We start from the raw sequence: 24083 nt of genomic DNA on the forward strand, positions 1-24083 counted from the left end.
AGGATGCACAGTTCCCGGTGATCGGCCCGTGGGCCGATCATACCCGGGGGACTCCGGCGGGGCAAAATTCACGCAGCCGCCGCCGCTTTGCGGGCGACCTCTGGATCGATCTCGATAACCTTGAGGAGGATTCGCGAGGGGCCTTCCGGTTCGGCCTTGTGCTGTTCCCAGTCGCGAATGGACCAGACGCTCAGGCCAAAGGTTTGGGCGAACTCCTCCTGGGTCATCTTGAGCCGCTTCCGCAACTCACGGGGATCAGGGTATGGCCGGACCACCCGGAGTTCGCCAGGGTCGACCTCACCCACGTCAACGGTGTCATCCTCGCGGATGTGCCGCTGAATGTCTTCCTCGCTCGTGGCCTTGAGCCGAGCCTGCTGTTCCAGGCTCAGCGGCGGAACGTCATTCAGGGAAATGCGCGGCATGGATCCTCCGTTCCTTCCGGCTGGCGACATGGGCCGAGATGATCCATCTGAATGGACCCTCGGCATCGTCGTACCGCCATGTATAGACAAGCTTCAACACGACATCATCCACGACCCCGACGGCGATCAAGGCAATCGGGTGAAGGACTCCAGTCTTGATGCTAGGATTTCCCGTCATCCCCGCGAAGGCGGGGATCCAGAGTTCGCAGAACGAACCTTGTGGGAAAGCCTGGATCCCCGCCTTCGCGGGGATGACGAGGTTCCTGATATAGGAAACTTAAGACTTCACCCGATTGCCCTGCGACGGCGATGATCCGGCGCTCGCCGTAGTCATGCCGCCTGTCTTCCCATTCGATCGTCGGGCCAAGGAAGATACGAGCGGCCTGTGGGAAGGGCAGGCCCCGTTCCTGGTCGTTCCTGGCCGACTTGGCCGGATCGAAGTCGATGAACATGCCAGGATGATAGGGTCAGACCCTACTGGGATCAAGCCTCGCTAGAGAAAGACCCTATAAATCGGCGGCCAGAGGGCGAAAATTCCACCGCGGTACCTGGAGTTCCGCTGCAAACGATACGCCGACTCGGAGTACCGATGGGCAAAGCGTGCCCGTGAACCATCTCCGTCAATGTACTTTAATTGGTTACTGTAGCGATGCTGGTCAGGGGGTATGGAGAATGTTTGAGCTCCAGCTTCATCGCAGAGTATTTATCTCTCCCGGAAAAGCTTTTTGAAACAATCTCTTGGAGATGGCCTGCTTGGCTAAAGCCGCTGCATCATGTACACGCGGGCCGAAGGCCGGGCGGCACTGGCCGCCGACGCCCGCGCGCTGATCGCGGAAAGCCTGCGGGCGCGGTGAGGGACGCGGGCCGGAATGGGAAAGGGGCGCCCCGGCGGAGGCGCCCCTTTCCCGTGTCTCGGACCGCGGTCCCCGATCAGAACAGACGCAGGATCGACTGCTGCGACTGGTTGGCGAGCGAGAGGGCGATGGTGCCCAGCTGCTGCCTGGTCTGCAGCATCAGCAGGCTGGCGCCTTCCTCGTTCTGGTCGGCCAGCGTCAGCTTGCTGGCGCCTTCCGTCAGCACGTCGCTGAACTCCTTGGTGAAGCTCTCGCGGGTCGTGATGATGTTCAGGTTGGTCGACAGGTTCTGCGAGGCGGAGCGGATCGTCGCCTTGGCGTGATCCAGGCCGGCGACCGCCTTGTCGATGTCGGAGCGGTCCATCCAGCCGTTCTGGGCGCCGTCCATCTGCAGGCCCTGGCCGCTGGTCGACAGGTTGACCGCGGTGACCGTGATCGAGTTGGTGTTGCGCTCGTTCAGCTGGACGGTGATGTCGTTCGACGTGTTGGCGTCGGAGATCTGCTTGGTGACGATGTTGGCCGAGCAGTTCGCCGAGGCCGCCTGCTTGATCGTCTTGGCGTCGACGTCCAGGCGCACCGTGCCGCTGTCGAAATCGAAGGACTGTTCGCCGCCGCTCAGCTTGCCGTCGCCGCGGTCGTTCATGCCGTCGCGGGTGACCTGGGCGCCGTTGGAGTTGGTGACCTGGATCTGCAGGTCGACCTTCTTCTCGATGACCGAGACGCCGTTGCCCTGGTTGTTCGCCGCTTCCAGCAGGCGGCGGTCGACCGTGAAGGACACGATGGTGCCCGAGGCGAAGCTCTCCGAGATCTTCTTGGTCAGCGCGTTGGTGGCGCTGGTCGTCACCGTCATCTCGCGCACCACGCCGGCGGTGGAATTGCCGGTCAGGACGATCGTGCCGCTGTTGCCGACCGAGGCGGAGGCGACGTCCTTGCCGGCGAGGCGGCCGCCGGAACCGAGGGCGGTGGTGATCGAGGACTGCAGCTGGTTCGCGATGTTCATCGCGGCGTTCTGGCCGACGGCGATGTCCGCCTTGGTGGCGGTGTAGCTGAAGGACTGGCCTTCCACCGTGATCGAGAAGATGTCGCCTTCCTCGATGGTCCCGCCGATGTTCACCGTGGAGATCTGGGCCGTACCGGAGGTGGCGGCGCGCGACAGCTTCGCTTCGATGGTCTGGGTGTTGTCGAAGTAGGAGATCGTGCGGCTCTCGTCGCCGTCCGACACGATGAAGTCGCGCGAGCGGCCGTTGGCGCCGCGCACCTCGATCTGGACGTCGGAGAAGCCGCCCAGCGTGGTGGACATCGTGCCCGACAGCTTCAGCCCGACGAAGCCGTGCGCGTTCTCCGTCTTGGAGATGTCGGCGGTCTTGCCTTCGATCGAGCCGTCGCCCTTGATGCGGATCGCGTAGGTGTCGGCCGAGATGACGTTGGTGACGCGGGCGTTGTCGACGCCGGTGATGGTGTTGACGGCGGCACGGGACGCGCTGGTGCTGTCCATGCTCATGCCGTTGCCGTTGATCAGGTTCTTGCCCTGATAGCCGCTGTCGGAGGCCAGCTTGTCGATCTGGTCCTTCAGCGTGTTGAACTGCGAGGCCAGCGACTTGCGGGTGGCGATGGAGGCGGCGTCGTTGCCCAGCGCGGCGTAGGCGGCGGTGGTCAGGCCCTTGGCCTGGTCGACCAGCGAGTCGATCGAGGTCAGGCCCTTGTCGGCGGCCTGGATGGTGCTGATCGACTGGCCCATCGCGTCCTTCAGCGAGGACAGGTCGCCGGCACGCTGGTTCAAACCCTTGGCGGCGAAGAAGGCGGTGGGACCATCCAGAGCCGAATTGATCTTGTTGCCCGTCGACAGGATGTTCTGCTTCTTGTCGATACCGGCCTGCGTGCTCTGCAGCTGCAGCAGGTTGGTGCGCATCGAGGCGGTCAGGGTCACATTACCGGCCATGGTCCTAGTCTCCTTCTGAGGCTGTCCCCGCGCTTGGTCATTTGACCGGCGAGGCAACGTGCGTTTTCCTGACACCACTAATTCAAGCGCCGTGCCAACTGCGGTGGTGTGCCATAAGTGGCTGATTTCCCTATGGAATAAAAATAGGTCGGCAAAAAGGGCAGGGTTGGGCCAGGGCCCTCCGGCCCGATGTCCGAAAAAGAGTCCCGGAATCTTTTGCCGGTGACGGACGGTTCTGCCGATGCGGGCGGCGGTAAGAATCTTCCCACCGCCCGACCGGCGCGGCTATGGTCTGGTTCCAAACCATGCGCCAAACATCGAATGCCCGGCCCCAAGCGGGGCGTGGCAGGGAAGGGAGAAGCATCATGACCGGTCGGATCGACGCGCGCCTGGCGGAGCTGGGCATCGAGTTGCCGCAGGCCGCCGCCCCGGTGGCCGCCTACGTGCCCTACACCCGTTCGGGCAACACGCTCTACATCTCGGGTCAGGTCACGGTCTGGAACGGCGAGCGCAAGTTCGTCGGCAAGGTCGGCCAGGACTTCACGGTGGAGCAGGGCAAGGACGCCGCGCGCCTGTGCGCGCTGAACATCCTGGCCCAGGCCAAGGCCGCGCTGGGCGGCGACCTGGACCGCGTCACCCGCGTTCTGCGGCTGGGCGGCTTCGTCAACTCCGGCGCCGACTTCCACGATCATCCGCTGGTCATCAACGGCGCGTCGGAGCTGATGCGCGACGTCTTCGGCGAGGCCGGCCAGCATGCCCGCGCCGCGGTCGGCGCTCCGTCGCTGCCCGGCAACGTCGCGGTCGAGGTCGACGCGATTCTGGAAGTGGCCTGACCCATCCCCGGCCGGTGATGGTCAGGGTGGTGGCGGCGCCTTGCTGTATCGCGGCATGAGGCCTACCTCCTTGCCATGGTTCAAGGAGACGCATGCATGCCCGACGGCAACGAGGCGATCACCGTCAAGGTTCTGACCGGGATCGGCGAGGCGGACCAGCAGGACTGGGATGCCTGCGCCGGTCCCGGCAACCCGTTCCTCTCCCATGCCTTCCTGTCGGCGCTGGAGGAATCGGGGTCGGCGACCGGCAAGTCCGGCTGGCAGCCCAGCCATCTCGCCGCCTATGACGGGGCCGGCCGCATGGTCGGCGCGGTCCCGGCCTATCTGAAGAGCCATTCCCAAGGCGAGTATGTCTTCGACCATGCTTGGGCCAACGCCTTCGAGCGGGCGGGCGGCAGTTACTATCCCAAGCTGCAGGTGTCGGTTCCCTTCACGCCCGTGCCGGGACCGCGGCTGCTGGTGGCGCCCGGACCGCGCGCCGATGCGGTCGCCGACGCGCTGATCTCGGCGCTGGAGCAGGTGGCCGACCGCTACGGCGTCTCCTCCGCCCACGTCACCTTTCCCGAACGCGGCGACTGGGACCGGCTGGGCGGGGCCGGCTGGCTGCAGCGGCTGGGCGTGCAGTATCACTGGCACAACCGGGGCTATGGCAGCTTCGACGCGTTCCTGGAGGCGCTGAACTCCCGCAAACGCAAGGCGATCCGCAAGGAACGGCGCGAGGTCGCCGAGAGCAGCGTCCGCCTGCACACCCTGACCGGCGACGAACTGAAGCCGGAGCATTGGGACGCCTTCCACCGCTTCTACCTGGACACCGCCGACCGCAAATGGGGCGGCGGCTATCTCAACCGCCGTTTCTTCGAGCTGCTGGGCCGGACCATGGCCGACCGGGTGGTGCTGGTGATGTGCGAGGATGGCGGGGAGTGGGTGGCGGGGGCGCTGAACCTGCTGGGCGACGACGCACTGTACGGCCGCAACTGGGGTTCGGACGGGCGCTACCGCTTCCTGCATTTCGAGGCTTGCTATTACCGGGCGCTGGACTTCGCCATCGAGCGCGGGCTGGCCCGGGTCGAAGCCGGCGCCCAGGGCGAGCACAAGATCCAGCGCGGCTATCTGCCGGTGGCGACCTACAGCGCCCACTGGATCGCCGACCCCGGCTTCCGCCGCGCGGTGGAGCGTTATCTGGCGCAGGAGCGGCCGGCGGTGGAGGCGGAGATCGAGGCGCTGGACGAGGAATTGTCGCCCTACCGGCGGGAAGGCTGAGCGCTACACCCAGCCGGCGAGCACCGTGGCGGCGTCGCTCTCCCGCAGGGGCGCCCGCTCCGGCGGCGGAGCGCCATCGACGCGCAGGCCCATCAGCGTCTCCACCAGCGGCTCCGGGCCGGCCGAGACGCGGACCTGCCCGCGGGCGGCGATATGCGGGTGGGCGGGGACCTCCGTCAGGTCCGGCAAAGCCTCGAAACAGCAGTCGACCGGATCGAGCAGCGCCTTCCACTCCGCCAGGGTCCGGCCGGCGAACAGACTGTCCAGCTCCGCGGTCAGGGCGGTCTGGGGCAGGGGATCCTCCTGCCGGGCGATCCAGTCGGGGCGGCCGACCGCCTCGCAGAAACCGGCCCAGAACTTGGCCTCCAGCGCCGACAGGGTGACGAAGCGGCCGTCGGCGGTGCGGTAGATGCGGTAGCAGGCGGCCCCGCCCGACAGCAGAGCCTCGCCGCGCTTCGGCAAGGTGCCGCGCGCCGCGGCGGTCAGGGTCATGCCCTGCCAGCCCAGCACCGATTCCATGATCGACAGGTCGAGGAAGCTGCCCTGTCCGGTGCGTTCGCGTCCGAGCAGCGCGCCCGCCACCGCCAGCGCCGCCTGCTGGGCGGAGGCGAAATCGGCGACCGGCAGATAGCTGATGACCGGCCGGTCGGGCAGCCCGGAAGCGTCCAGCCCGCCGCCGACCGCCATGTAGTTCAGGTCATGCCCGGCCCGCGTCCCATAGGGACCGTCATAGCCCCAGCCCGACAGGCTGGCATGGACCAGCCGCGGGTTGATCTCCCGCAGCCGCTCGCGCGCCAGCCCCAGCTTGTCCATCACGCCCGGCCGGTAGCTCTCGATCAGCGCGTCGGCCTTCGCCAGCAGGGCTTCCAGCGCCGCGCGGCCATCGGCCGACTTCAGGTCGATGCGGACGACCGTCTTGCCGGCGTTCAGCAGCTTGTAGGCGGCGGTGGTGCCGTCGCCGTCCACCGGCCCCAGCCGGCGCAGCGGGTCGCCGCCCGGCGGCTCCACCTTCACCACCGTGGCGCCGAGGTCGCCCAGCAGCTGCGCCGCATAGGGGCCGGGCAGATATTGCCCGAGGTCGACGATGCGCAGTCCGGCCAGGAAGGTCAGCGGCATGGCGGTGCTCGCTCTTGGTTGGTGGAGGGGAGATCAAGTTCTTGCGGGCGATGCCCCCACCCCATCCCTCCCCCGCTTTGCGGTGGAGGGGGTAGGAGCTTTGCGGGAGTTCGGCGCCAGTCCCCTCTCCCTCGAAGAGGGGGAGGGTTAGGGAGGGGGCATCGGAGCGAGCGGCTTCACGATGCCTGGACCCTCACCCCCCCGTGACGCTCATGTGCCGGCCGACGGCCGGACCCTGGTGGCGGCGGTCGATGATGAAGTCGTGGCCCTTGGGCTTGCGGGTGATCGCCTCGCGCACCGCATCGACCAGCGGGCCGTCCTCGTCGCTGACGCGCAGGGGGGTGCGCAGGTCGGCGGCGTCCTCCTGGCCCAGGCACATGTAGAGGGTTCCGGTGCAGGTCAGCCGCACGCGGTTGCAGCTCTCGCAGAAATTGTGGGTCAGCGGCGTGATGAAGCCGACGCGCTGGCCGGTCTCCTCCACCCGGACATAGCGGGCGGGGCCGCCGGTGCGGTGGTCGCTCTCGGTCAGGGTCCAGCGCTTCTGCAACTCGGCCTTCAGCATGGTGAGCGGCCAATACTGGTCGAGTCGGGCGCCCTCGCCGATGTCGCCCATCGGCATCACCTCGATGAAGGTCAGGTCGAAGCCCTGCTCGCCGCACCATGCCACCATGCGGTGAATTTCGTCGTCGTTGACGCCCTTCAGCGCCACCGTGTTGATCTTGATCTTCAGCCCGGCCTCCTTGGCCGCCTGGATGCCGCCCAGGATCTTGTCAAGCTTGCCCCAGCGGGTGATGGCCTGGAACTTGTGCGGATCCAGCGTGTCGAGCGAGACGTTGATCCGCCGCACCCCGGCCTCATACAGCCCGGCGGCATGCTTGAACAGCATGGTGCCGTTGGTGGTCAGCGTCAGCTCGTCCAGGTCGCCCGCCTTGATGTGGCGGCCCAGCGAATGGATCAGCCGCATCACGTCGCGCCGGACCAGCGGCTCGCCGCCGGTCAGCCGCAGCTTGCGCGTGCCCAGCTTGACGAAGGCGCTGCACAGCCGGTCCAGCTCCTCCAGCGTCAGCACCTCCGCCTTCGGCAGGAAGCTCATGTCCTCCGCCATGCAATAGACGCAGCGGAGGTCGCAACGGTCGGTCACCGATACGCGCAGATACTCCACCTTGCGGCCGAACGGGTCGACGAGCGGGGCAAGGTTGGCTGGCGACTGGGCTTCTGACACGGGATCGATCATCACTGGACTCCAGGAGCGGCCGCTGACGGGCCACCACAGTATATGTTCGCCACACGTACGATGTGCAACGGTGACGGGACTGTATTCCACATCACGGTATGCCGACTTTGATGGCGATCAAGGGATCTCGGCGTCACGTCAGCTTTTGTCGCATGGCCGCCGCCCGCACATCCCGTTCGGCTTCCTCGCGTTCGCGCAGGTCGTCGTCGGTGGTGCGCGGCACCGGCGGACGGCCCAGCGAGAAGGGCTCGTTCCCGCGCTCGAACTGGTCGCGGACGCGGCAGTCCTCGCACATGCGGATGCGGTTGGCGGCCTCCGGCGTCGCGAACATCCAATGCTTGCCGGCCAGCGTCGTCACGATCTTCTCGATCGAGGACTTGGTGGCGAAGGGCTTGCCGCAGGACACGCAGCAGAAGGGCTCCTCCTCCTTCACCACCACGGCGCCGCGCGCCCGGTCGCGGAAGTCGATCTCCGGAACCAGGGAGACGACCTTCTCCGGGCAGACGCTCTTGCACAGGCCGCACTGGACGCAGGCATCCTGGGCGAAGGACAGCATCGGCTTGTCGGCATTGTCGAGCAGGGCGCCGGTCGGGCAGGCGCCGACGCAGGACAGGCAGAGCGTGCAGCCCGCCACATCGACCGACACCCGGCCGAAGGGGGCGCCCGGCGGCAACGGCAGGACCTCCACCGGGGCCGGGGCGGCCTTGTGCAGGTGGCGCAACGCCAGCATGGTCACCGTGCGCTTCGGGCCCATCGGCAGGAACATGCCGGCCTCGACCTCGTCCGCGGGCAGCGCCCACAGCGCGTCGGCCACCGAGTCGGGATCGGCGGCGTCGATCACCGCGACCCGGCCGGAGCCGTAGCCGAGCCCGCTGAAGGCGGCCTCGGCCAGCCCGACCTGGGCGGCGAGGCCGACGGTCTCCCCCTCGTTTTCCGGCCCGGTCAGCAGGCGGACATGGGTGCAGCCATAGGCCAGCGCCAGCGCGAACAGGTCGAAGCCGACCTGCGTCACCTCGTTCAGCGCGAAGGGCAGCACGCGGGCCGGCAGGCCGCGGCCATGCCGCGCCATCATCCCGACCAGCGCGTCGCCATGGCGGGGGTCGTGGATCAGCAGCGCCGGCGCCGTCCCGCCGGCCTTGCGATAGCTGCCCAGCAACGTGCGCAGCCGTTCATAAACGGTGGCGGCGGGCGGCAGGGCATAGGTCGCCGCCCCGGTCGGGCAGACCGCGGCGCAGGACCCGCAGCCGGCGCAGACATGCGGGTCGATGGCGACATGGTCGCCGTTGGGCGAGATCGCTCCGGTCGGGCAGACGTCCAGGCAGCGGGTGCAGCCGGTCTTGCGGCTGCGCGAATGGACGCAGAGCTCGGCCTTGAAGTCGACGAAGCGCGGCTTCTCGAACTCGCCGACCAGATCGGCGATTTCCAGCAGAGCCCTGGCGACCTGGACCGGGCTGTTCGGATCCGGGCGCAGATAGCCGTCGCGGCGCTTGTGGTCGGGGAACAGCGGCGTGCCGCCGGTCAGGTCGAGGATCAGGTCGCAGCGGGCCGCCGCCCCCTGCCGCACCGGCTCGAATCCCAGCGCCCCACGCGAGGAGGGCAAGGCCGGGGCGTAATCGTCCACCACGATCTCGAAGGCGCCGATCCAGCCGCGGGCGCTGCGGATGCGGCCGCGGAAGATCGCCGCGTCCATCACCGGCGGCGGTGCGATGTCCCTGGGGTTGGCCAGCAGGATGGTGACGTCCAGCCGTTTCGCCAGCTCCCGTCCGGCCTCGATGGCGCGCTCGTCGGTGCCATAGACCAGGCAGGTGCCCTGGGAGGTCAGGGTCAGGGCGCCGGTGGGCGGGATCGGCAGGGCCGCCTCGGCCAGCAGCGCCGCGATCTTCGGCAGCGCCCGGGGGCCCTCGTCCGACCAGCCGGCGCGCTCGCGGATGTTGGTGAAGGCCAGCGCGGTGTCCGGCGCCACGTCCGCCGCGATTTCGCTGAACAGCGGTGCTTCCTGCGTGCAGGCGACCAGCAGCGGCTGGCCGCCGGCCAACGCCGCCTCGAAGCGGTCGAGCTGCGCCCGGCACAGCTGGGTGTGTATGGCGACGGCGCCACCGTCGCCGCACGCCTTGCCCAGCGCCGCCCCGTCCAGCGCGATGCTGTGCGCGCAGTCGCAGACGAGCACCGTCCGATCGCCGATCTTCATCGTTCTCAAAATCCCTGTCGCTTGGGGCAGGCGCCCCTGGCTGTCGACAGTCATATGGGGGAATGCGGCGGGATGGGAATGGGAATCTTGTCAGGGGCGGGTTGTCACCGATTGCCGTGATAACAAGCTTTGCTATAGTTGGCTATTCGGAGGCGGACGATGAACGTATCCCTTACTCCTGAACTTGAACGGCGGATTGAGGAGCGCGTGGCAAGCGGGCTGTATGGTTCGGCCAGCGAGGTGATGCGCGAGGCGTTACGCCTGTACTTCCGTATCGACGATGCCAATGGTCGCGCTCTGGAACGGTTGAACCGCGATATCGGGGAGGCCATCGGCCAGTTGGACCGGGGCGAGGGGATCGCCGCGGAAGAGGCCCGGCGCCTGTCGAAAGAGCGGATTGCCGCCCGCAGACAGGCAAAGGGCCGTCTGGACGAACCGTGAGCGGCCTTTACACTCTGGCGCCATTGGCGCTCGACGATCTCGATGAGATCCATGCCTTCATCGAGGATACCGAAGGCGCTGATGCAGCCGATCGCCTTCTCGACTCCCTCTACGATTGCTTCGGCAGGATCGCCGGCAGCCCCGGCCTGGGGCACCGCCGGCCCGATCTGACCGGCTACGACGTCTTTTCTGGACGGCCTTGCGCTGGTATGCGGTGATCTACCGGAAAGCGCCGGCTATCGAGATTGTCCGTGTCATTCCTTGGCGCCGCATGGAGCCCGTTCTGCTGACCCCCGCCGGCGGTCTGTGGATATGACCGCCGGCATCGCGTCCGCTCCTCACGCCCCCGGGTCGCTGGCGTTCGGGAAGAACAGCGGCTCGCCGTTGATGGTGTAGTCGGCGATGGCCTTCTGGCCCTCGGCGGAGACCAGCCAGTCGACGAAGGCCTGGCCGTCGGCCGCCTTGACGTGGGCGAACTTGGCCGGGTTGACCAGCATCACGCCATATTGGTTGAACAGGCGCTTGTCGCCCTCCACCAGCACCGTCAGAGGGCCACGGTTCTTGAAGTTCAGCCAGGTGCCGCGGTCGGTCAGGGCATAGCCGTTCATCGCGGCGGCGGTGTTCAGCGTCGGGCCCATGCCCTGGCCGATGGAGCGGTACCAGCCGCCCTCGGCCTTGGCCGGGTCGAGATTGGCGGTCTTCCACAAGGCGAGTTCGGCCTTGTGCGTGCCGCTGTCGTCGCCGCGCGACACGAAGGGTGCCTTGGCCTCGGCGATCTTCGACAGGGACTGGGCGACGTCCTTGCTGCCCTTGACGCCGGCCGGGTCGCTGGAGGGGCCGACGACGACGAAGTCGTTGTACATCACCGGTTTGCGCAGGGTGGAGAAGCCTTCGGCGACGAACTTCTCTTCCGACGGCTTGTGGTGGACGAACAGCACGTCGGCGTCGCCGCGCTTGGCGAGGTCGATGGCCTGGCCGGTGCCCTTGGCGACGACCCGCACCTCGATCCCGGTCTTGGCGGTGAATTTCGGCAGGATCGAGCCGAACAGGCCTGAATCCTCGGTGGAGGTGGTGGAGGCCACCGTGATGAAGCGGTCGGCGGCCAGGGCTGCCGACGGGGCGGCGGCCTGGACCAGACCGGCCAGGGCCGCGGCGGCGGCACAGCCCAGCACGAATGAACGGCGCAGCATCCCTCAACTCCTCCCAAATGCGTTGTTGCCTGGATGGCATAGCGCAGTCGGGACGCGGGAGCAAAGGCTTGGCCGATCTTTTCCAATCCGGACTCTGGCCCGGACTCTGGCCTGGGCTCAGGCCGGCCGGGCGCCGGCCTCCTTCAGCAGGGACGCGGCGAGGTTGACCGTCAACGACAGGGTCATCAGCACCAGCCCCAGCCCCAGCGCCATCGGCAGGTCGCCCTTGCTGGTCTCCAGCGCAATGGCGGTGGTCATGACCCGGGTCACATGCTCGATGTTGCCGCCGACGATCATCACCGCCCCCACTTCCGCCGAAGCCCGGCCGAAGCCGGCCAGCACGGTGGTGACGAGGCTCCAGCGCGCTTCCGACAGCAGGGTGGCCAGCCGGCGGACCGGACCGGCGCCGGTGACGCGCAGCAAATCGTCATACTCGACCAGCAGATCCTCCACCGTCTGGCGGGCCAGCGAGGCGACGATGGGGACGATCATCACCGTCTGGGCGACGATCATCGCCGTCGGGGTGAACAGCAGCCCCAGCACGCCGAAGGGTCCGGAGCGCGACAGCAGCAGATAGACCACCAGCCCGACCACCACCGGCGGCAGGCCCATCATGGTGTTCAGCGCGACGGCGACGGCGCGGCGGCCGGGAAAGCTCAGCGCCGCGACGGCGGCGCCGAGCGGCAGGCCGATCAGCGTGGCGATGGCGACGGCGCTCAGGCTGACCCGCAAGGACAGGCCGATGATCCGCACCAGCCCCTCGTCCAGCGACAGGATCATGGAAAAAGCGACGGCCAGGGCTTGGGAAAAGTCGTGCATGCAGTCCAAATCACTTTTCAGATCGCTTCGGCGGGGGCTTGTCCGACGGACGCCGCTCGCCCACACTCGCGCGCATGAGCCCGACCATGAGCCTGAAGACCTTCACCATAGCGCCGGACCCGGCGAACCCCAAGCTGACCGAGCGCGTCCGCGGCCTGGACCAGGACGGCCGTGAAATCGAGACCGCCGTCACGGTCGAACGGCCGTTGACCCTGTACCTGAACGGGCAGGAGATCGTCACCATGATGACGATCGGCGATTATCCGGACTGTCTGGCCGTCGGCTATCTGCTGAACCAGAACATGCTGCGGCGCGACGACCGCATCACCGGCATCGATTTCGACGAGGAGACCGAGACCGTCGTCGTCCGCACCGAGCGCGCGACCGACTACGAGGCCAAGCTGAAGAAGAAGACGCTGACCTCCGGCTGTGCCCAGGGGACCGCCTTCGGCGACGTGATGGAGACCTTCGAGTCCGTCCATCTGCCCACCGACCTGCGGCTCCGCACCTCGTGGATCTACGCGCTGTCGAAGCAGATCAACCTGCAGCCCAGCCTGTATCTGGAGGCCGGGGCCATCCATGGCTGCGTGCTGTGCCACGAGGACCGGCCGCTGGTCTACATGGAGGATGTCGGCCGCCACAACGCGGTGGACAAGGTCGCCGGCTACATGCACCTGAACGGCATTCCGGCGTCGGACAAGATTTTCTACACCACCGGGCGCCTGACCTCCGAGATGGTCATCAAGACGGTGCAGATGGGCATTCCGATCCTGATCTCGCGCTCCGGCTTCACCGCCTGGGGCGTGCAACTGGCGCGACAGGCCAACCTGACGCTGGTCGGCCGGGCCAAGGGCCGGCGCTTCATCGCGCTGGCCGGCACCGACCGGTTGGTCTTCGACGCCGATGCCGCCGGGAGCGCCGCCGAACCCGCCGACGAGGATGCCCGGCATGGACGCAAGGGAAGCCGCGATGACGACTAACTCAGATCATCCCGATATCGGCGGCGTCCTGCTGGCCGGCGGCCTGTCGCGCCGGATGGGCGGCGGCGACAAGTGCCTGCGCCGGCTGGGCGACCACAGCATCCTGGAGCGGATCGTCGCCACCGTCCGGCCGCAGGTCGGGCCGCTGGTGCTGAACGCCAACGGCGATCCGGCACGCTTCGCCCATCTTCATTTGCCGGTCGCCGCCGATGTGGTGGAGGGCTATGCCGGCCCGTTGGCCGGCGTGCTGACCGGCATGGAATGGCTGCGCGGCACGGCTCCCGGCATCGGCTGGGTCGCCAGCTTCGCCACCGACGCGCCCTTCATCCCGCGCGACCTCGTCACCCGCATGGTGGCGGCGCTGGAGCGGGAGGGCGCCGACCTCGCCTGTGCCCGTTCCGGCGGGCAGGACCACCCGGTCTTCGGCCTGTGGCCGATCCGTCTGGCCGGCGACCTGCGCCGGGCCATGGTGGAGGAGGGCGTCCGCAAGGTCGATGCCTGGACCGCCCGCTACCGGCTGGCGGTCGCCGACTTCGACGTCGAGCCGGTCGACCCCTTCTTCAACACCAACCGGCCGGAGGATCTGGCCGAGGCCGAACGCCTGCTGGGCGAGGGGCATGGGGCATGACGGACAAGCTAGACCGTATCGAGACGATGCCGCTGGGCATCGTGGTGGAGCGCCGCCGCGGCGTCACCGCCTGGGCCGACTGGAGCTGGCGTCCGGTTTCGGTCATCCCCGGCGCCGGCCCGGTCGAGCCGCCCGGCCGCTTGCTGATGGAGGGCGAGGGCTGGAGCCACAGCCATGCCGCGACCCTGACGCTGGAGCTGTTCCGCACCGACACCGAGGGCTATCGCCTGAACCTGTCGCAGGACCCGCCACGCCTGTGGGTGGTGATGCGCCCGGGCCCCGGATCTGACTTTGACGGCGGCGAGGAACTGGTGCCCTTCACCGTCACCGCGTCGGCCCATGAGGGGGAGGGCTATCAGGTCGGGACGGATGTGGTGGAGACGGTGACGATGCCGGCCGAGGTGATCGCGCTGGTCCGCGATTTCGTCGAGCAGCACCATGTCGACGTCCCCTTCCACAAGCGCGAGCGCAAGCGCCATTTCGAGACGGAGGATCGGCGGCGGTGAGCGGCGAAGCCTTCCTGTCCCGCTGGTCGCGCCTGAAACGCGGCACGGTCGAGCCGGAGCCGGTGGAGGCGCCGCCGCCGGTCGATGAGACTGCGGAGCTTCCCGTCTTGGACGAGGTCCCGGCCGATGTCGCCCAGCCGGAGGCGGAAGACCCGCTGAAGGATCTGCCGCCGGTCGAAGAGCTGACCGCCGAGTCCGATTTCACCCCTTTCCTGCGCGCCGAGGTACCGGAGGATCTGCATCGGCAGGCCCTGCGCAAGCTGTGGACCTCCGACCCGATCTACGCCAATGACGACGGGTTGAAGGACTACGCCGACGATTATGCCAGCCTGTTCACCGGCGGGGTCCCGGTGAAGACGCTCTACCGCGTCGGCAGCGGTTTCCTCGACACGCTGGATGATGTGGCGGAAGAGACTGCGGCGGAGCCCTCTCCCGTCCCGGGAGAGGGAGGGGACCCACGAAGTGGGGAGGGTGAGGGGCCATCCCAGAATCCCGAACCCACCTGATCCTTGCGCCAACCCTCACCCTTCCCACCGCTTTGCGGTGGGCCCCTTCCCTCTCCCGGGGCGGGAGAGGGTGTTTCCTCCCCCGCAAGACCGCTTTCAAATTGCGACCAATCGTCGCGCCAATTCAGACCCCTTCAAAACCCAGGGGCGCTCTGATGGCGCGAGCATAGCGGGGTGGCAAAGTTTCTTTGTCGCCTCTTTCAAGCGCGTCATTGGTTGACAAAAGGATAGGTTCAGTCCTTTTATTGTTGGTCTGTGAAGCGCTAAGCCACTGTAAGGCAACAGCTTTTCGCAGGTGCATCAAAAGAGGTGCCGGGCCTTGGGTCCAGATACGGCGCGCGGTGGGACCGTGGACGCCGATGCACCCGTCTCGTGTTCCGAGAGGAGTTTGCGGCGCGTGTCCAGGGCCGTCGATCACATCGTTCCCCCCGAGGTCGCGGAGGAGGAGCTGTTTCGTGCGCAGGTCTATGCCCTGCTGGCGCGCCTGCTGGCGCGCGCGCCCGATGCCGCGTTCCTGAACGTCCTGGGTGAGCTGGCGGGAGAGGGCGGCGCGTTCGGCGCGGCCCTCGATCAACTCGCCGACGCGGCGCGCGGCAGCGACCCGGCGGCGGTGGAGGAGGAGTTCACCACCCTCTTCATCGGCGTCGGCGGCAGCGAGCGCACGCCCTACGGATCCTTCTACCTGACCGGATTCCTGAACGAGAAGCCGCTGGCGGAGCTGCGAGCCGACATGGCGCGGCTCGGCATCGCCCGGGCCGACGGCGTGACGGAGCCGGAGGACCACATCGCGGCCCTGTGCGAGATGATGGCCGGCCTGATCGGCGGCGAATTCGCGCCGGAGGAGGGCGACGTGGTCGGTCTCGACGGACAGCGGGCCTTCTTCGACCGCCACATCGGTTCTTGGGCCGGGCGGTTCTTCGCGGATTTGGAGACCTCGCTGTCGGCCCGCTTCTATCGGGCGGTCGGCACGGTCGGACGGAGTTTTCTGGCGGTCGAGGCGCGCGCCTTCGACCTTGCAGCGTAAAGGTGAGGAGCGGAGCCATGACGCGGGACGCGGTCAAAGCCACTGAGGAAGCCGTCAAACAGGGCAAGGGCACGCAGAGCACGGACAAGGGGCTCGCCCGGCGCGAGCTGTTCCGCGCCGCCGGTCTCGGCGTCGGCGCGCTGGGTGCCGTCGCGGCCGGGGTGACCGCCACCGGTGGACCGGCCGAGGCCGCACCGGCGGAGACCGCCTCCACGGGCTACCGCGAGACCGACCATGTCCGGAAGGTCTACGAAGTCAGCCGCTTCTAAGAGGAACGCCCCGATGCTCATCAAGAAAAGCGCGGCCACCTCCGGCGGCCGCCACCTTGCCCGTGCCCTGACCCAGACGCTGGCGACCGCCACCGGCGTCACGGTGGACCGCCGCGCCTTCCTGCGCAATTCCGGCATCGCCGCCGGTGGTGCCGCGCTGGCGTCGGCCATGCCCTTCGGCATGGTGAAGAAGGCCGATGCCGCCACCGCGGCGGCCGTCGCCGGTGCGCCCGTCAAGCAGGTCAAGTCGGTCTGCACCCATTGCTCGGTCGGCTGCACCGTGGTGGCCGAGGTGCAGAACGGCGTCTGGATCGGGCAGGAGCCCGCCTTCGACAGCCCGATCAATCTCGGTTCGCACTGCGCCAAGGGCGCCTCGGTGCGCGAGCACGCCCATGGCGAGCGCCGCCTGCGCTATCCGATGAAGATGGTCGACGGCAAGTGGACCCGGATTTCCTGGGACCAGGCGATCGAGGAGGTCGGTTCCAAGCTGCTGGCGATCCGCGAGCAATCGGGCCCCGATTCGGTGTTCTGGCTGGGTTCGGCCAAGCACAGCAACGAGCAGGCCTATCTGTTCCGCAAGTTCGCGGCGCTGTGGGGCACCAACAACGTCGACCATCAGGCGCGCATCTGCCATTCCACCACCGTGGCCGGCGTGGCGAATGTCTGGGGCTACGGCGCCATGACGAACAGCTACAACGACATCCAGAAGTCGAAGGCGCTGTTCTTCATCGGCTCGAATGCCGCCGAGGCGCATCCCGTCGCCATGATGCATGTGCTGAAGGCGAAGGAGCAGAACGCCGCCCCGCTGATCGTCGCCGATCCGCGCTTCACCCGCACCGCCGCCCACGCCAACGAATATATCCGCTTCCGTCCCGGCACCGATGTGGCGCTGGTCTGGGGCATACTCTGGCACGTCCTGCAGAACGGCTGGGAGGACAAGGACTACATCGCCAAGCGCGTCTACGGCTTCGACGACATCCGCGCCGAGGTCGCCAAATGGACGCCGGAGGAGGTGGAGCGCGTCACCGGCGTTCCCGGCTCGCAGCTGCAGCGCGTCGCCCGCACCCTGGCCTCCAACCGACCCGGCACGCTGGTCTGGTGCATGGGCGGCACCCAGCACCACATCGGCAATAACAACACCCGCGCCTATTGCGTGCTGCAGCTGGCGCTGGGCAATGTCGGCGTGTCGGGCGGCGGCACCAACATCTTCCGCGGCCACGACAACGTGCAGGGCGCCACCGATTTCGGCGTCACGTCGGACAGCCTACCCGGCTATTACGGCTTGGCCGAAGGCGCATGGCGCCACTGGGCACGCGTCTGGGATCTTCCCTATGACGACATCCTGAAGCGCTTCGGCTCCAAGGCGCTGATGGAGAGCACCGGCATCCCGGTGTCGCGCTGGTTCGACGGCGTGCTGGAAGCCAAGGAGAACCTGGACCAGCCGAATCCGGTCAAGGGCATGGTCTTCTGGGGCCACGCCCCGAACAGCCAGGTCCGTCTGCCCGACATGAAGAAGGCGATGGAAAAGCTGGAGCTGCTGGTCGTCGTCGATCCCTATCCGACGATGACGGCGGTGCTGCCGGACCGGAAGAACGACTTCTACCTGCTGCCGGCCGCGACCCAGTTCGAGACCTCCGGCTCCGCCACCGCGTCGAACCGCTCGGTGCAGTGGCGCGACAAGATCATGGAGCCGCTGTTCGAATCGAAGACCGACCACGAGATCATGTATCTCTTCGCCAGGAAGTTCGGCTTCGCGGCGGAAATGGTCAAGGCCATCAAGGTCAACGGCAACGAGCCGCTGATCGAGGACATCACCCGCGAGTGGAACCGCGGCATGTGGTCGGTCGGCTACACCGGCCAGTCGCCGGAACGCCTCAAGCTGCACATGCAGCATCAGGCCACCTTCGACAAGACGACGCTGCGCGCCGTCGGCGGCCCGTGCGACGGCGATTATTTCGGCCTGCCCTGGCCCTGCTGGGGCACGCCGGAGATCAGACATCCGGGCTCGGCCAACCTCTACGACACCTCGCTGCCGGTGGCCGAGGGCGGCGGCGCCTTCCGCGCCCGCTTCGGGGTGGAGCGCAACGGCGTGACGCTGCTGGCCGAGGGTTCCTATCCGGAAGGCTCGGAGATCAAGGACGGCTATCCGGAAGTCACCATGGCGATGCTCCAGAAGCTGGGCTTCGACAAGGACCTGACGGCCGACGAGCTGGCGGTCATCCAGAAGATCGGCGGCGACAAGATCGGCGCCGTGTCCTGGACCACCGACCTGTCGGGCGGCATCCAGCGCGTGGCGATCAAGCACGGCCTGAACCCGCCGGGCAACGCCAAGGCGCGCTGCGTCGCCTGGAACTTCCCGGACCCGGTTCCGATCCACCGCGAGCCGCTCTACACCCCGCGCCGCGATCTGGTCGCCAGCTATCCGACCTACAAGGACACCAAGTCCTGGCGCGTGCCGACGCTGTACAAGTCGATCCAGGACCGCGACGTGTCGAAGGAGTATCCGATCATCCTCACCTCCGGCCGGTTGGTCGAGTATGAGGGCGGCGGCGACGAGACCCGTTCGAACCCCTGGCTGGCCGAGCTGCAGCAGGACATGTTCGTCGAGATCAACCCGTTCGACGCCAACAATGCCGGCGTCAAGGACGGCCAGCTGGTCTGGGTCGAGGGTCCCGAGAAGGGCAAGGTGAAGGTCAAGGCCATGGTGACCGAACGGGTCGGCCGCGGCGTCGCCTTCATGCCCTTCCATTTCGGCGGCGTGTACCAGGGGCAGGATCTGCGCTCCAAATACCCGGCCGGGGCCGACCCGATCGTGCTGGGCGAGGCCGCCAACACGGCGACCACCTACGGCTATGATTCGGTGACCCAGATGCAGGAAACCAAGACCACCCTTTGCCGCATTCAGTCGGCCTGACGCACGGGAGTTCGAACCATGGCCCGGATGAAATTCCTGTGCGACGCCGAGCGCTGCATCGAGTGCAACGCCTGCGTCACCGCCTGCAAGAACGAGAACGAGGTGCCCTGGGGCATCAACCGCCGCCGCGTCGTGACGATCAACGACGGCAAGCCGGGGGAGCGGACGATCTCGGTCGCCTGCATGCATTGCTCCGACGCGCCCTGCAAGGCGGTCTGCCCGGTCGACTGCTTCTACCAGACCGCCGAAGGCGTGGTCCTGCACAACAAGGATCTGTGCATCGGCTGCGGCTATTGCTTCTACGCCTGCCCGTTCGGCGCGCCGCAGTATCCGCAGGCCGGCAATTTCGGCACCCGCGGCAAGATGGACAAGTGCACCTTCTGCTCCGGCGGCCCCGAACCCGATAATTCGGAGGCCGAGTTCAAGAAATACGGCCGCAACCGTCTGGCCGAGGGCAAGCTGCCGCTCTGCGCCGAGATGTGCTCGACCAAGGCGCTGCTGGCCGGCGACGCCGACAAGGTGTCGGACATCTACCGCGAGCGCGTCGCCGCCCGCGGCTTCGGCTCCGGCGCCTGGGGCTGGAACACCGCCTATCAGACCAAGTCCGGTCAGGAGCGCGGCCAGCCCGGCGGCTCCGTCTTCCAGGGCATCGGCGGTCCGGCCGGCGGCCTGCCGGTGCAGAAGCAGGGGCTGTGACGGTGACGGCGACGCGGACGGTGCTGCTGGCGTTCGGCGCCGCCGTCCTGCTGGCCGGCTGCCAGGAGGACGGGGCGCCGCGCCCGGTGCATCTCGACAAGGGCGTCTATCAGGGCGCGGCCGACACGCCGTTGACCGCCGAGCAGGTGCGGGCGCTGCAACAGCGCACCGCCTACCAGGGTGTGCGATAGGGAGCGTCCGATGGAAGGTCATCGCATGAAGACGGCTCTGGCCGCTCTGCTGCTCGGGATCGGGCTGGTCGGCGCGGCCGCGCTGCCGGCCGCCGCCCAGTCCAGCGTCCGCGTCGGCGGTCCGGTGGCGGAGCCGCAGGTCGACCGTGACGGGCCGATGGTGCCGACGCAGATCCCGGGCCAGAGCCGCGGCGACAGCTGGCACGCCATCCGCCTGGGCGAGCAGGGCACCGTCTCCATTCCCAACAAGCAGGCCGGCGTCCTGATCCAGTCGGAAGGCGAGGCGTGGCGCGCCGTGCGCAACGGACCGCTCAGCGACTATGGCAGCTGGGTGCTGGGCGGCATCCTCGCCCTGCTGGCGCTGTTCTTCCTGGTCCGCGGGCGCATCCGCATCGACGGCGAGAAGACCGGCCGCACCATCCAGCGCTTCAACGCCTTCGAGCGCGGCGTCCATTGGATGACCGCCGGCAGCTTCGTCGTGCTCGCCGTCTCCGGATTGAACGTCCTGTATGGCCGGCACACGCTGCTGCCGCTGATCGGTCCGGAACCCTTCGCCGCGCTGACCCATTACGGCAAGCTGGCGCATAATTTCCTGGGCTTCGCCTTCATCCTGGGCGTGGCGCTGATCTTCGTCCTGTGGGTCGGGCACAACATCCCGTCGCGCCACGACCTGACCTGGTTCCTGAAGGCGGGCGGCCTGTTCTCCAAGGGCGTCCACCCGCCGGCGCACAAGTTCAACGGCGGCCAGAAGATCATCTTCTGGTCCACCGTGGTGGGCGGGGCGGCGCTCGGCTTCACCGGCGTGCAGCTGATCTTCCCCTTCAGCTTCGCCACGCTGGAGGAGATGCAGCTCTACCAACTGGCCCATGCCGCCATCGCCGTGGTGATGATCGCCATCATCCTGGCGCACATCTACATCGGCTCCATCGGCATGGAGGGCGCCTTCGACGCCATGGGCGACGGGCAGGTCGAACTGCAATGGGCGCGCGAGCACCATTCGCTGTGGGTCGAGGAAGTCACCGGCGAGACGGTCCGCCACGGGCATCACCGGACACCGGCGGAGTAGAGGGGTACTCGAAGGCGTTAGACCCCCACCTATCCTCCCCCGCTGTGCGGGGGAGGGACTGCCGCCACTCTCCTGCACAAGCACTTGTCCCCTCCCCCGCCCAGCGGGGGAGGGTTAGGGTGGGGGCTTAGCCACCACCCCGGATGCGTCACTCATGTCCAGCCACCTCGCCGAACGCCAAGCCGTGATCGACGGCTGCCTCGCCATGAACCGGCTGGGCGTCAACCAGGGCCTGTCGGGCAACCTGTCGCACCGGATCGACGGCGGTTTCCTCGTCACGCCGACCAGCATGCCCTATGACGCGATGACCGCGGCCGACATCGTCGAGATGGGGTTCGACGGCACCTATCTCGGCCTGCGCCGCCCGTCGTCGGAATGGCGCATCCACCGCGACATCCTGCGCGCCCGGCCGGACGTGACGGTCGTTCTCCACGCCCACCCGACCTTCGCCACCGCGCTGGCCGTGCATGGCCGCGGCATTCCGTCCTTCCATTACATGGTGGCGCTGGCCGGCGGCGAGTCGATCCGTTGCGCGCCCTACGCCACCTTCGGCACCCAGGCGCTGTCCGACCACGCCCTGGCGGCGCTGGAGGGACGGCTGGCCTGCCTGCTGGCCAATCACGGCATGATCGTTCTGGGCAACAGCGTGGCGGGCGCCCTGGCCCTGGCGGTCGAGGTCGAGACGCTGGCCCGCCAGTATCTTTACGCCCAGCAGTTCGGCGAGCCGGTGATCCTGCCGCCCGACGAAATCGCGCGGGTGGCGGAGAAGATGCGGCGGATGAAGTACGGCCAGCCGATCGACGACACCGACGCGCCGGAGGATACCGCCCGTCCGCGGTCCTGATTACGGTCCGATCCGGGTCATCGAGCTGCTGGTGGCGAGATGGCCGGCCGGCTTCAGCGCGGCGACGCGCAACAGCGGCTTGGCCGTGCCGTCCGCCTCCACCTGCAGGGCGCGTTCCTCCGCCGGCGGCTCGTAGACCGCGGGCAGGGCGATGGTGATGCGGGTGCCCTGGCCGGGCTCGCTCGCCACCTCGATGTCGCCGCCCAGCATCGCGGTGTAATGGCCGACCAGCGTCAGGCCGAGCCCGGCGCCGCGCGGCTTGCCCTGGCCGCGGGTCGCCACGGTTCCGTTGCCGGCGCCCTGGACGAAGGGCTGGAACAGCCGGCCGGCCTGTGCCGTGGGGAAGCCGCGGCCGGTGTCGGCGACGGTGAAGCGGTACCAGCGGGCGCCGTTGCGTTCCGCCGTCTCGGCGGACAGGGTGACGGTGCCGTCCTGGGTGAACTTGCAGGCATTGTCCAGCAGGTTCAGCAGGGCCTGCCGTACCTTGGTGAAGTCCGAATGCATCTGGCCGAGCCCCGGCATGGCCGAAAGCTCCAGCGCGTTGCCGTAGAGGTCGGCGGCCGGCATCGAGCGTTCACGAGCCTCGGTCAGCAGGCGGTTGATGTCGAAATCCTGCAGACAGACGTCCATCGCCCCGGCCTCGACCTTGGCATAGTCCAGCAGGGCGTCGACCAGCGCGGTCAGCTGCTCGCCGGTCCACTGGATGTGCTCGACGTCGGTCGCCAGCTCGTCCACCCCCAGCCGGTGGAGGTCGGTCATCAGCGCCTGGCTGGCATTGACGATCTCGGTCAGCGGTCCGTGCAGCTCATGGCCCATGTTGACCAGGAAATCGCTCTTGGCCCGGCTCGCGGCCTCGGCCAGCGCCTTCTCGCGCAGCACGCGGGTGTGCTCGACCTCCGCCTCGCGCCGCGCGCGTTCGGCGTCCTCGGCGGTGCCGCGCAGCGCGTCCACCGCGCGGGCCATGCCGGCGATCTCGTCGCGTCCGTCCAGCGCCGGGAGGGCGACGTCGCTGCGGCCGGCGGCCAGCGCCGTCACCGCGTTCGCCATCGTCCGCACCGGAACGGCGACGCTGCGCTGGACCAGCCAGAGCGCGACGGCGCCGGCCAGCAGGACCAGCCCGCCGATCCACAGCGCGACGGCGGTGTAGCCGGACAGCCCGCCGGTCAGCGTGCCGCGCAGCGCCTGGGTCCCGGCTTCCGCCCGGCGGCGGATCTCGCCGAGATTGGCGGCGATGCCGGCGGCGTTGGCGGCCATCGCCTCGGCGCGCAGATTGTCCTCCTCGACCACCGACGATTCGATGGCGGTCAGCACGCCGCCGGCGTTCGACAGCAGCGCCGTGACGTCGTCGATGGCCTGCTTGGTGCCCGGAACCCACAGATAGCGGTTCATCTCCGCCAGCCGGTCGCGGGCGACGCCGAGCTGGGCGCGCATCGCCTCGGCATCCTGCGGATCGCGGCGGTCGACGTAGCGGGTCAGATGCTCCTGCATCAGCAGGGTGGCGATCGCCGCATCGCTGGCGAGAGCCGTCGAATCGACGCCGCCGGCATTCTTGAGCTGGTCGAGTTTCTGGCGGGTCTGGGCGACCAGCGGTTCCAGCACACCGGTCATCTGGCCGTTGCGGTCGTTGCGGAGCGCGATCAGCCTCTGCACCGCCGCCCAGTAATCCTCCAGCGCGGCGCGGGCCTTGTCGACGCCCTCGCGGTCGGCGGTCTCCACCACGCCCTTGGCCAGCGCGTCGAGCCGCTCGCGCAGCGTGTCGTGCCGCCAGGAGGCGTCGAGAAGGCTCTGGTCGTCGCCGTAGGTCAGATGGTCGCGCACCGCGACCTCGAGGTCGCGCAGGCTGACGTCCGCGTCGGCCGCCACCTGGGACAGGTCGGCGCGGCCGGAGAAGGCGCCGATGTCGCGCGACACCGCGTAGAACCAGCCGAGCCCGACCAGGGCCAGCAGGATCACCAGCCCGAGGGCGATGCCGAACCCCGCGCCGACCCGCGCCGACACGGTCATGTCGCGGAATCGGGTCCGGCGGCCGCTCGTGGACAGAATGCCGTTCCGCTTCACACCGACTCCCGCTCGCGCTGTGCTGACGATTCCCGCGACCGGCCGGCCACTGCCAGCCAACGGGCAATGAACGGGCCGGTCGCCGCACGGCGCGGATTGTAGCTT

24 protein-coding genes are annotated in these 24083 nt (G+C 68.2%); 15 read left to right on the forward strand and 9 right to left on the reverse strand.

Annotated elements, in window-relative coordinates:
* Window positions 1-68: 68 nt before the first annotated feature.
* The 3 genes from JHL17_RS27615 to JHL17_RS27625 all read right to left on the reverse strand — a co-directional run bounded on the left by JHL17_RS27615 (window position 69) and on the right by JHL17_RS27625 (window position 3215).
* Window positions 69-422 (reverse strand): helix-turn-helix domain-containing protein, encoded by a 354-nt coding sequence (locus JHL17_RS27615; protein ID WP_200197865.1) that lies wholly within the window; start codon window positions 420-422, stop codon window positions 69-71.
* A gap of 161 nt (window positions 423-583) precedes the next feature.
* Window positions 584-874 (reverse strand): BrnT family toxin, encoded by a 291-nt coding sequence (locus tag JHL17_RS27620; protein ID WP_200197866.1) that lies wholly within the window; start codon window positions 872-874, stop codon window positions 584-586.
* A gap of 478 nt (window positions 875-1352) precedes the next feature.
* Window positions 1353-3215, reverse strand: a complete 1863-nt coding sequence (locus JHL17_RS27625) for a flagellin N-terminal helical domain-containing protein (protein ID WP_200197867.1) — start codon at window positions 3213-3215, stop codon at window positions 1353-1355.
* Between the two features lie 365 nt (window positions 3216-3580).
* Here JHL17_RS27625 and JHL17_RS27630 point away from each other — a divergent pair, with 365 nt between their 5' ends.
* Window positions 3581-4048: a RidA family protein gene (locus tag JHL17_RS27630; protein ID WP_200197868.1), complete on the forward strand. Its 468-nt coding sequence runs from the start codon at window positions 3581-3583 to the stop codon at window positions 4046-4048.
* A gap of 96 nt (window positions 4049-4144) precedes the next feature.
* Window positions 4145-5308: a GNAT family N-acetyltransferase gene (locus tag JHL17_RS27635; RefSeq protein ID WP_200197869.1), complete on the forward strand. Its 1164-nt coding sequence runs from the start codon at window positions 4145-4147 to the stop codon at window positions 5306-5308.
* A gap of 3 nt (window positions 5309-5311) precedes the next feature.
* Here JHL17_RS27635 and JHL17_RS27640 read toward each other — a convergent pair whose 3' ends face one another.
* The 3 genes from JHL17_RS27640 to JHL17_RS27650 form a co-directional block, all read right to left on the reverse strand.
* Window positions 5312-6424 (reverse strand): CaiB/BaiF CoA transferase family protein, encoded by a 1113-nt coding sequence (locus JHL17_RS27640; RefSeq protein ID WP_200197870.1) that lies wholly within the window; start codon window positions 6422-6424, stop codon window positions 5312-5314.
* Window positions 6425-6617: 193 nt separating this feature from the next.
* Window positions 6618-7658, reverse strand: a complete 1041-nt coding sequence (gene moaA, locus JHL17_RS27645; protein WP_200197871.1) for a GTP 3',8-cyclase MoaA — start codon at window positions 7656-7658, stop codon at window positions 6618-6620.
* A gap of 133 nt (window positions 7659-7791) precedes the next feature.
* Entirely contained in the window at window positions 7792-9846 is a 2055-nt protein-coding gene (locus JHL17_RS27650; protein ID WP_200197872.1) for a 4Fe-4S dicluster domain-containing protein, read from the reverse strand.
* A 159-nt stretch (window positions 9847-10005) separates the two neighbouring features.
* On the opposite strand from JHL17_RS27650, the gene JHL17_RS27655 reads away from it, so the two are divergent.
* Both JHL17_RS27655 and JHL17_RS27660 read left to right on the forward strand, forming a co-directional pair.
* Entirely contained in the window at window positions 10006-10287 is a 282-nt protein-coding gene (locus tag JHL17_RS27655) for a type II toxin-antitoxin system ParD family antitoxin (protein WP_200197873.1), read from the forward strand.
* Window positions 10284-10505, forward strand: coding sequence for a type II toxin-antitoxin system RelE/ParE family toxin (locus tag JHL17_RS27660; RefSeq protein ID WP_200197874.1), 222 nt, complete (start codon window positions 10284-10286; stop codon window positions 10503-10505). The genes JHL17_RS27655 and JHL17_RS27660 overlap by 4 nt, the downstream gene beginning before the upstream one ends.
* 120 nt (window positions 10506-10625) lie before the next feature.
* Here the strand turns inward: JHL17_RS27660 and JHL17_RS27665 are convergent, their stop codons facing one another.
* Together JHL17_RS27665 and JHL17_RS27670 are read right to left on the reverse strand one after the other, a co-directional pair.
* Complete coding sequence (locus JHL17_RS27665) at window positions 10626-11477, reverse strand: ABC transporter substrate-binding protein (RefSeq protein WP_200197875.1); 852 nt, start codon at window positions 11475-11477, stop codon at window positions 10626-10628.
* A 117-nt stretch (window positions 11478-11594) separates the two neighbouring features.
* Window positions 11595-12296, reverse strand: a complete 702-nt coding sequence (locus JHL17_RS27670) for an ABC transporter permease (RefSeq protein ID WP_200197876.1) — start codon at window positions 12294-12296, stop codon at window positions 11595-11597.
* A gap of 86 nt (window positions 12297-12382) precedes the next feature.
* Here JHL17_RS27670 and fdhD point away from each other — a divergent pair, with 86 nt between their 5' ends.
* From fdhD to JHL17_RS27725, 11 genes are all read left to right on the forward strand, one after another.
* Complete coding sequence (gene fdhD / locus JHL17_RS27675) at window positions 12383-13276, forward strand: formate dehydrogenase accessory sulfurtransferase FdhD (protein WP_200197877.1); 894 nt, start codon at window positions 12383-12385, stop codon at window positions 13274-13276.
* A complete protein-coding gene (mobA, locus tag JHL17_RS27680; protein WP_200197878.1) occupies window positions 13266-13904 on the forward strand; it encodes a molybdenum cofactor guanylyltransferase MobA in 639 nt (212 codons plus the stop codon). Before fdhD ends, mobA begins: the two co-directional genes overlap by 11 nt.
* Window positions 13901-14410, forward strand: coding sequence for a DUF3305 domain-containing protein (locus tag JHL17_RS27685; protein WP_200197879.1), 510 nt, complete (start codon window positions 13901-13903; stop codon window positions 14408-14410). Before mobA ends, JHL17_RS27685 begins: the two co-directional genes overlap by 4 nt.
* Window positions 14407-14916 carry a DUF3306 domain-containing protein gene (locus JHL17_RS27690; RefSeq protein WP_200197880.1) on the forward strand — a complete coding sequence of 170 codons (510 nt, stop codon included), beginning with the start codon at window positions 14407-14409 and terminating at the stop codon, window positions 14914-14916. Before JHL17_RS27685 ends, JHL17_RS27690 begins: the two co-directional genes overlap by 4 nt.
* A 397-nt stretch (window positions 14917-15313) precedes the next feature.
* Entirely contained in the window at window positions 15314-15940 is a 627-nt protein-coding gene (locus JHL17_RS27695; protein WP_200197881.1) for a molecular chaperone TorD family protein, read from the forward strand.
* A 17-nt stretch (window positions 15941-15957) separates the two neighbouring features.
* Window positions 15958-16209, forward strand: coding sequence for a formate dehydrogenase (locus JHL17_RS37325; RefSeq protein ID WP_247893862.1), 252 nt, complete (start codon window positions 15958-15960; stop codon window positions 16207-16209).
* 13 nt (window positions 16210-16222) lie between these two features.
* Window positions 16223-19123, forward strand: a complete 2901-nt coding sequence (locus tag JHL17_RS27705; protein WP_200197882.1) for a formate dehydrogenase subunit alpha — start codon at window positions 16223-16225, stop codon at window positions 19121-19123.
* 18 nt (window positions 19124-19141) lie between these two features.
* The gene (fdh3B, locus tag JHL17_RS27710) at window positions 19142-19819 is read left to right on the forward strand and encodes a formate dehydrogenase FDH3 subunit beta (protein WP_200197883.1); all 678 of its coding nucleotides are present in this window, start codon (window positions 19142-19144) and stop codon (window positions 19817-19819) included.
* 2 nt (window positions 19820-19821) lie between these two features.
* Window positions 19822-20010, forward strand: a complete 189-nt coding sequence (locus JHL17_RS27715) for a hypothetical protein (RefSeq protein ID WP_200197884.1) — start codon at window positions 19822-19824, stop codon at window positions 20008-20010.
* A 25-nt stretch (window positions 20011-20035) separates the two neighbouring features.
* A complete protein-coding gene (locus tag JHL17_RS27720) occupies window positions 20036-21076 on the forward strand; it encodes a formate dehydrogenase subunit gamma (protein ID WP_247893863.1) in 1041 nt (346 codons plus the stop codon).
* A 154-nt stretch (window positions 21077-21230) separates the two neighbouring features.
* Window positions 21231-21920 carry a class II aldolase/adducin family protein gene (locus JHL17_RS27725; protein WP_200197886.1) on the forward strand — a complete coding sequence of 230 codons (690 nt, stop codon included), beginning with the start codon at window positions 21231-21233 and terminating at the stop codon, window positions 21918-21920.
* Here JHL17_RS27725 and JHL17_RS27730 read toward each other — a convergent pair whose 3' ends face one another.
* Window positions 21921-23924 (reverse strand): sensor histidine kinase, encoded by a 2004-nt coding sequence (locus JHL17_RS27730; RefSeq protein ID WP_211113574.1) that lies wholly within the window; start codon window positions 23922-23924, stop codon window positions 21921-21923.
* Window positions 23925-24083: the final 159 nt, after the last annotated feature.

Origin of the sequence: Azospirillum endophyticum (assembly GCF_016595245.1) — a bacterium.
In the GTDB taxonomy this organism is placed as follows: Bacteria; Pseudomonadota; Alphaproteobacteria; order Azospirillales; family Azospirillaceae; genus Azospirillum; species Azospirillum endophyticum.

Bases quoted from the DNA above. Each gene is read 5' to 3' on its own strand.
- JHL17_RS27615 (WP_200197865.1), bottom strand. From the start codon at position 422: ATGCCGCGCATTTCCCTGAATGACGTTCCGCCGCTGAGCCTGGAACAG.
- JHL17_RS27620 (WP_200197866.1), bottom strand. From the start codon at position 874: ATGTTCATCGACTTCGATCCGGCCAAGTCGGCCAGGAACGACCAGGAA.
- JHL17_RS27625 (WP_200197867.1), bottom strand. From the start codon at position 3,215: ATGGCCGGTAATGTGACCCTGACCGCCTCGATGCGCACCAACCTGCTG.
- JHL17_RS27630 (WP_200197868.1), top strand. From the start codon at position 3,581: ATGACCGGTCGGATCGACGCGCGCCTGGCGGAGCTGGGCATCGAGTTG.
- JHL17_RS27635 (WP_200197869.1), top strand. From the start codon at position 4,145: ATGCCCGACGGCAACGAGGCGATCACCGTCAAGGTTCTGACCGGGATC.
- JHL17_RS27640 (WP_200197870.1), bottom strand. From the start codon at position 6,424: ATGCCGCTGACCTTCCTGGCCGGACTGCGCATCGTCGACCTCGGGCAA.
- moaA (WP_200197871.1), bottom strand. From the start codon at position 7,658: ATGATCGATCCCGTGTCAGAAGCCCAGTCGCCAGCCAACCTTGCCCCG.
- JHL17_RS27650 (WP_200197872.1), bottom strand. From the start codon at position 9,846: ATGAAGATCGGCGATCGGACGGTGCTCGTCTGCGACTGCGCGCACAGC.
- JHL17_RS27655 (WP_200197873.1), top strand. From the start codon at position 10,006: ATGAACGTATCCCTTACTCCTGAACTTGAACGGCGGATTGAGGAGCGC.
- JHL17_RS27665 (WP_200197875.1), bottom strand. From the start codon at position 11,477: ATGCTGCGCCGTTCATTCGTGCTGGGCTGTGCCGCCGCCGCGGCCCTG.
- JHL17_RS27670 (WP_200197876.1), bottom strand. From the start codon at position 12,296: ATGCACGACTTTTCCCAAGCCCTGGCCGTCGCTTTTTCCATGATCCTG.
- fdhD (WP_200197877.1), top strand. From the start codon at position 12,383: ATGAGCCTGAAGACCTTCACCATAGCGCCGGACCCGGCGAACCCCAAG.
- mobA (WP_200197878.1), top strand. From the start codon at position 13,266: ATGACGACTAACTCAGATCATCCCGATATCGGCGGCGTCCTGCTGGCC.
- JHL17_RS27685 (WP_200197879.1), top strand. From the start codon at position 13,901: ATGACGGACAAGCTAGACCGTATCGAGACGATGCCGCTGGGCATCGTG.
- JHL17_RS37325 (WP_247893862.1), top strand. From the start codon at position 15,958: ATGACGCGGGACGCGGTCAAAGCCACTGAGGAAGCCGTCAAACAGGGC.
- JHL17_RS27705 (WP_200197882.1), top strand. From the start codon at position 16,223: ATGCTCATCAAGAAAAGCGCGGCCACCTCCGGCGGCCGCCACCTTGCC.
- fdh3B (WP_200197883.1), top strand. From the start codon at position 19,142: ATGGCCCGGATGAAATTCCTGTGCGACGCCGAGCGCTGCATCGAGTGC.
- JHL17_RS27720 (WP_247893863.1), top strand. From the start codon at position 20,036: ATGAAGACGGCTCTGGCCGCTCTGCTGCTCGGGATCGGGCTGGTCGGC.
- JHL17_RS27725 (WP_200197886.1), top strand. From the start codon at position 21,231: ATGTCCAGCCACCTCGCCGAACGCCAAGCCGTGATCGACGGCTGCCTC.
- JHL17_RS27730 (WP_211113574.1), bottom strand. From the start codon at position 23,924: ATGACCGTGTCGGCGCGGGTCGGCGCGGGGTTCGGCATCGCCCTCGGG.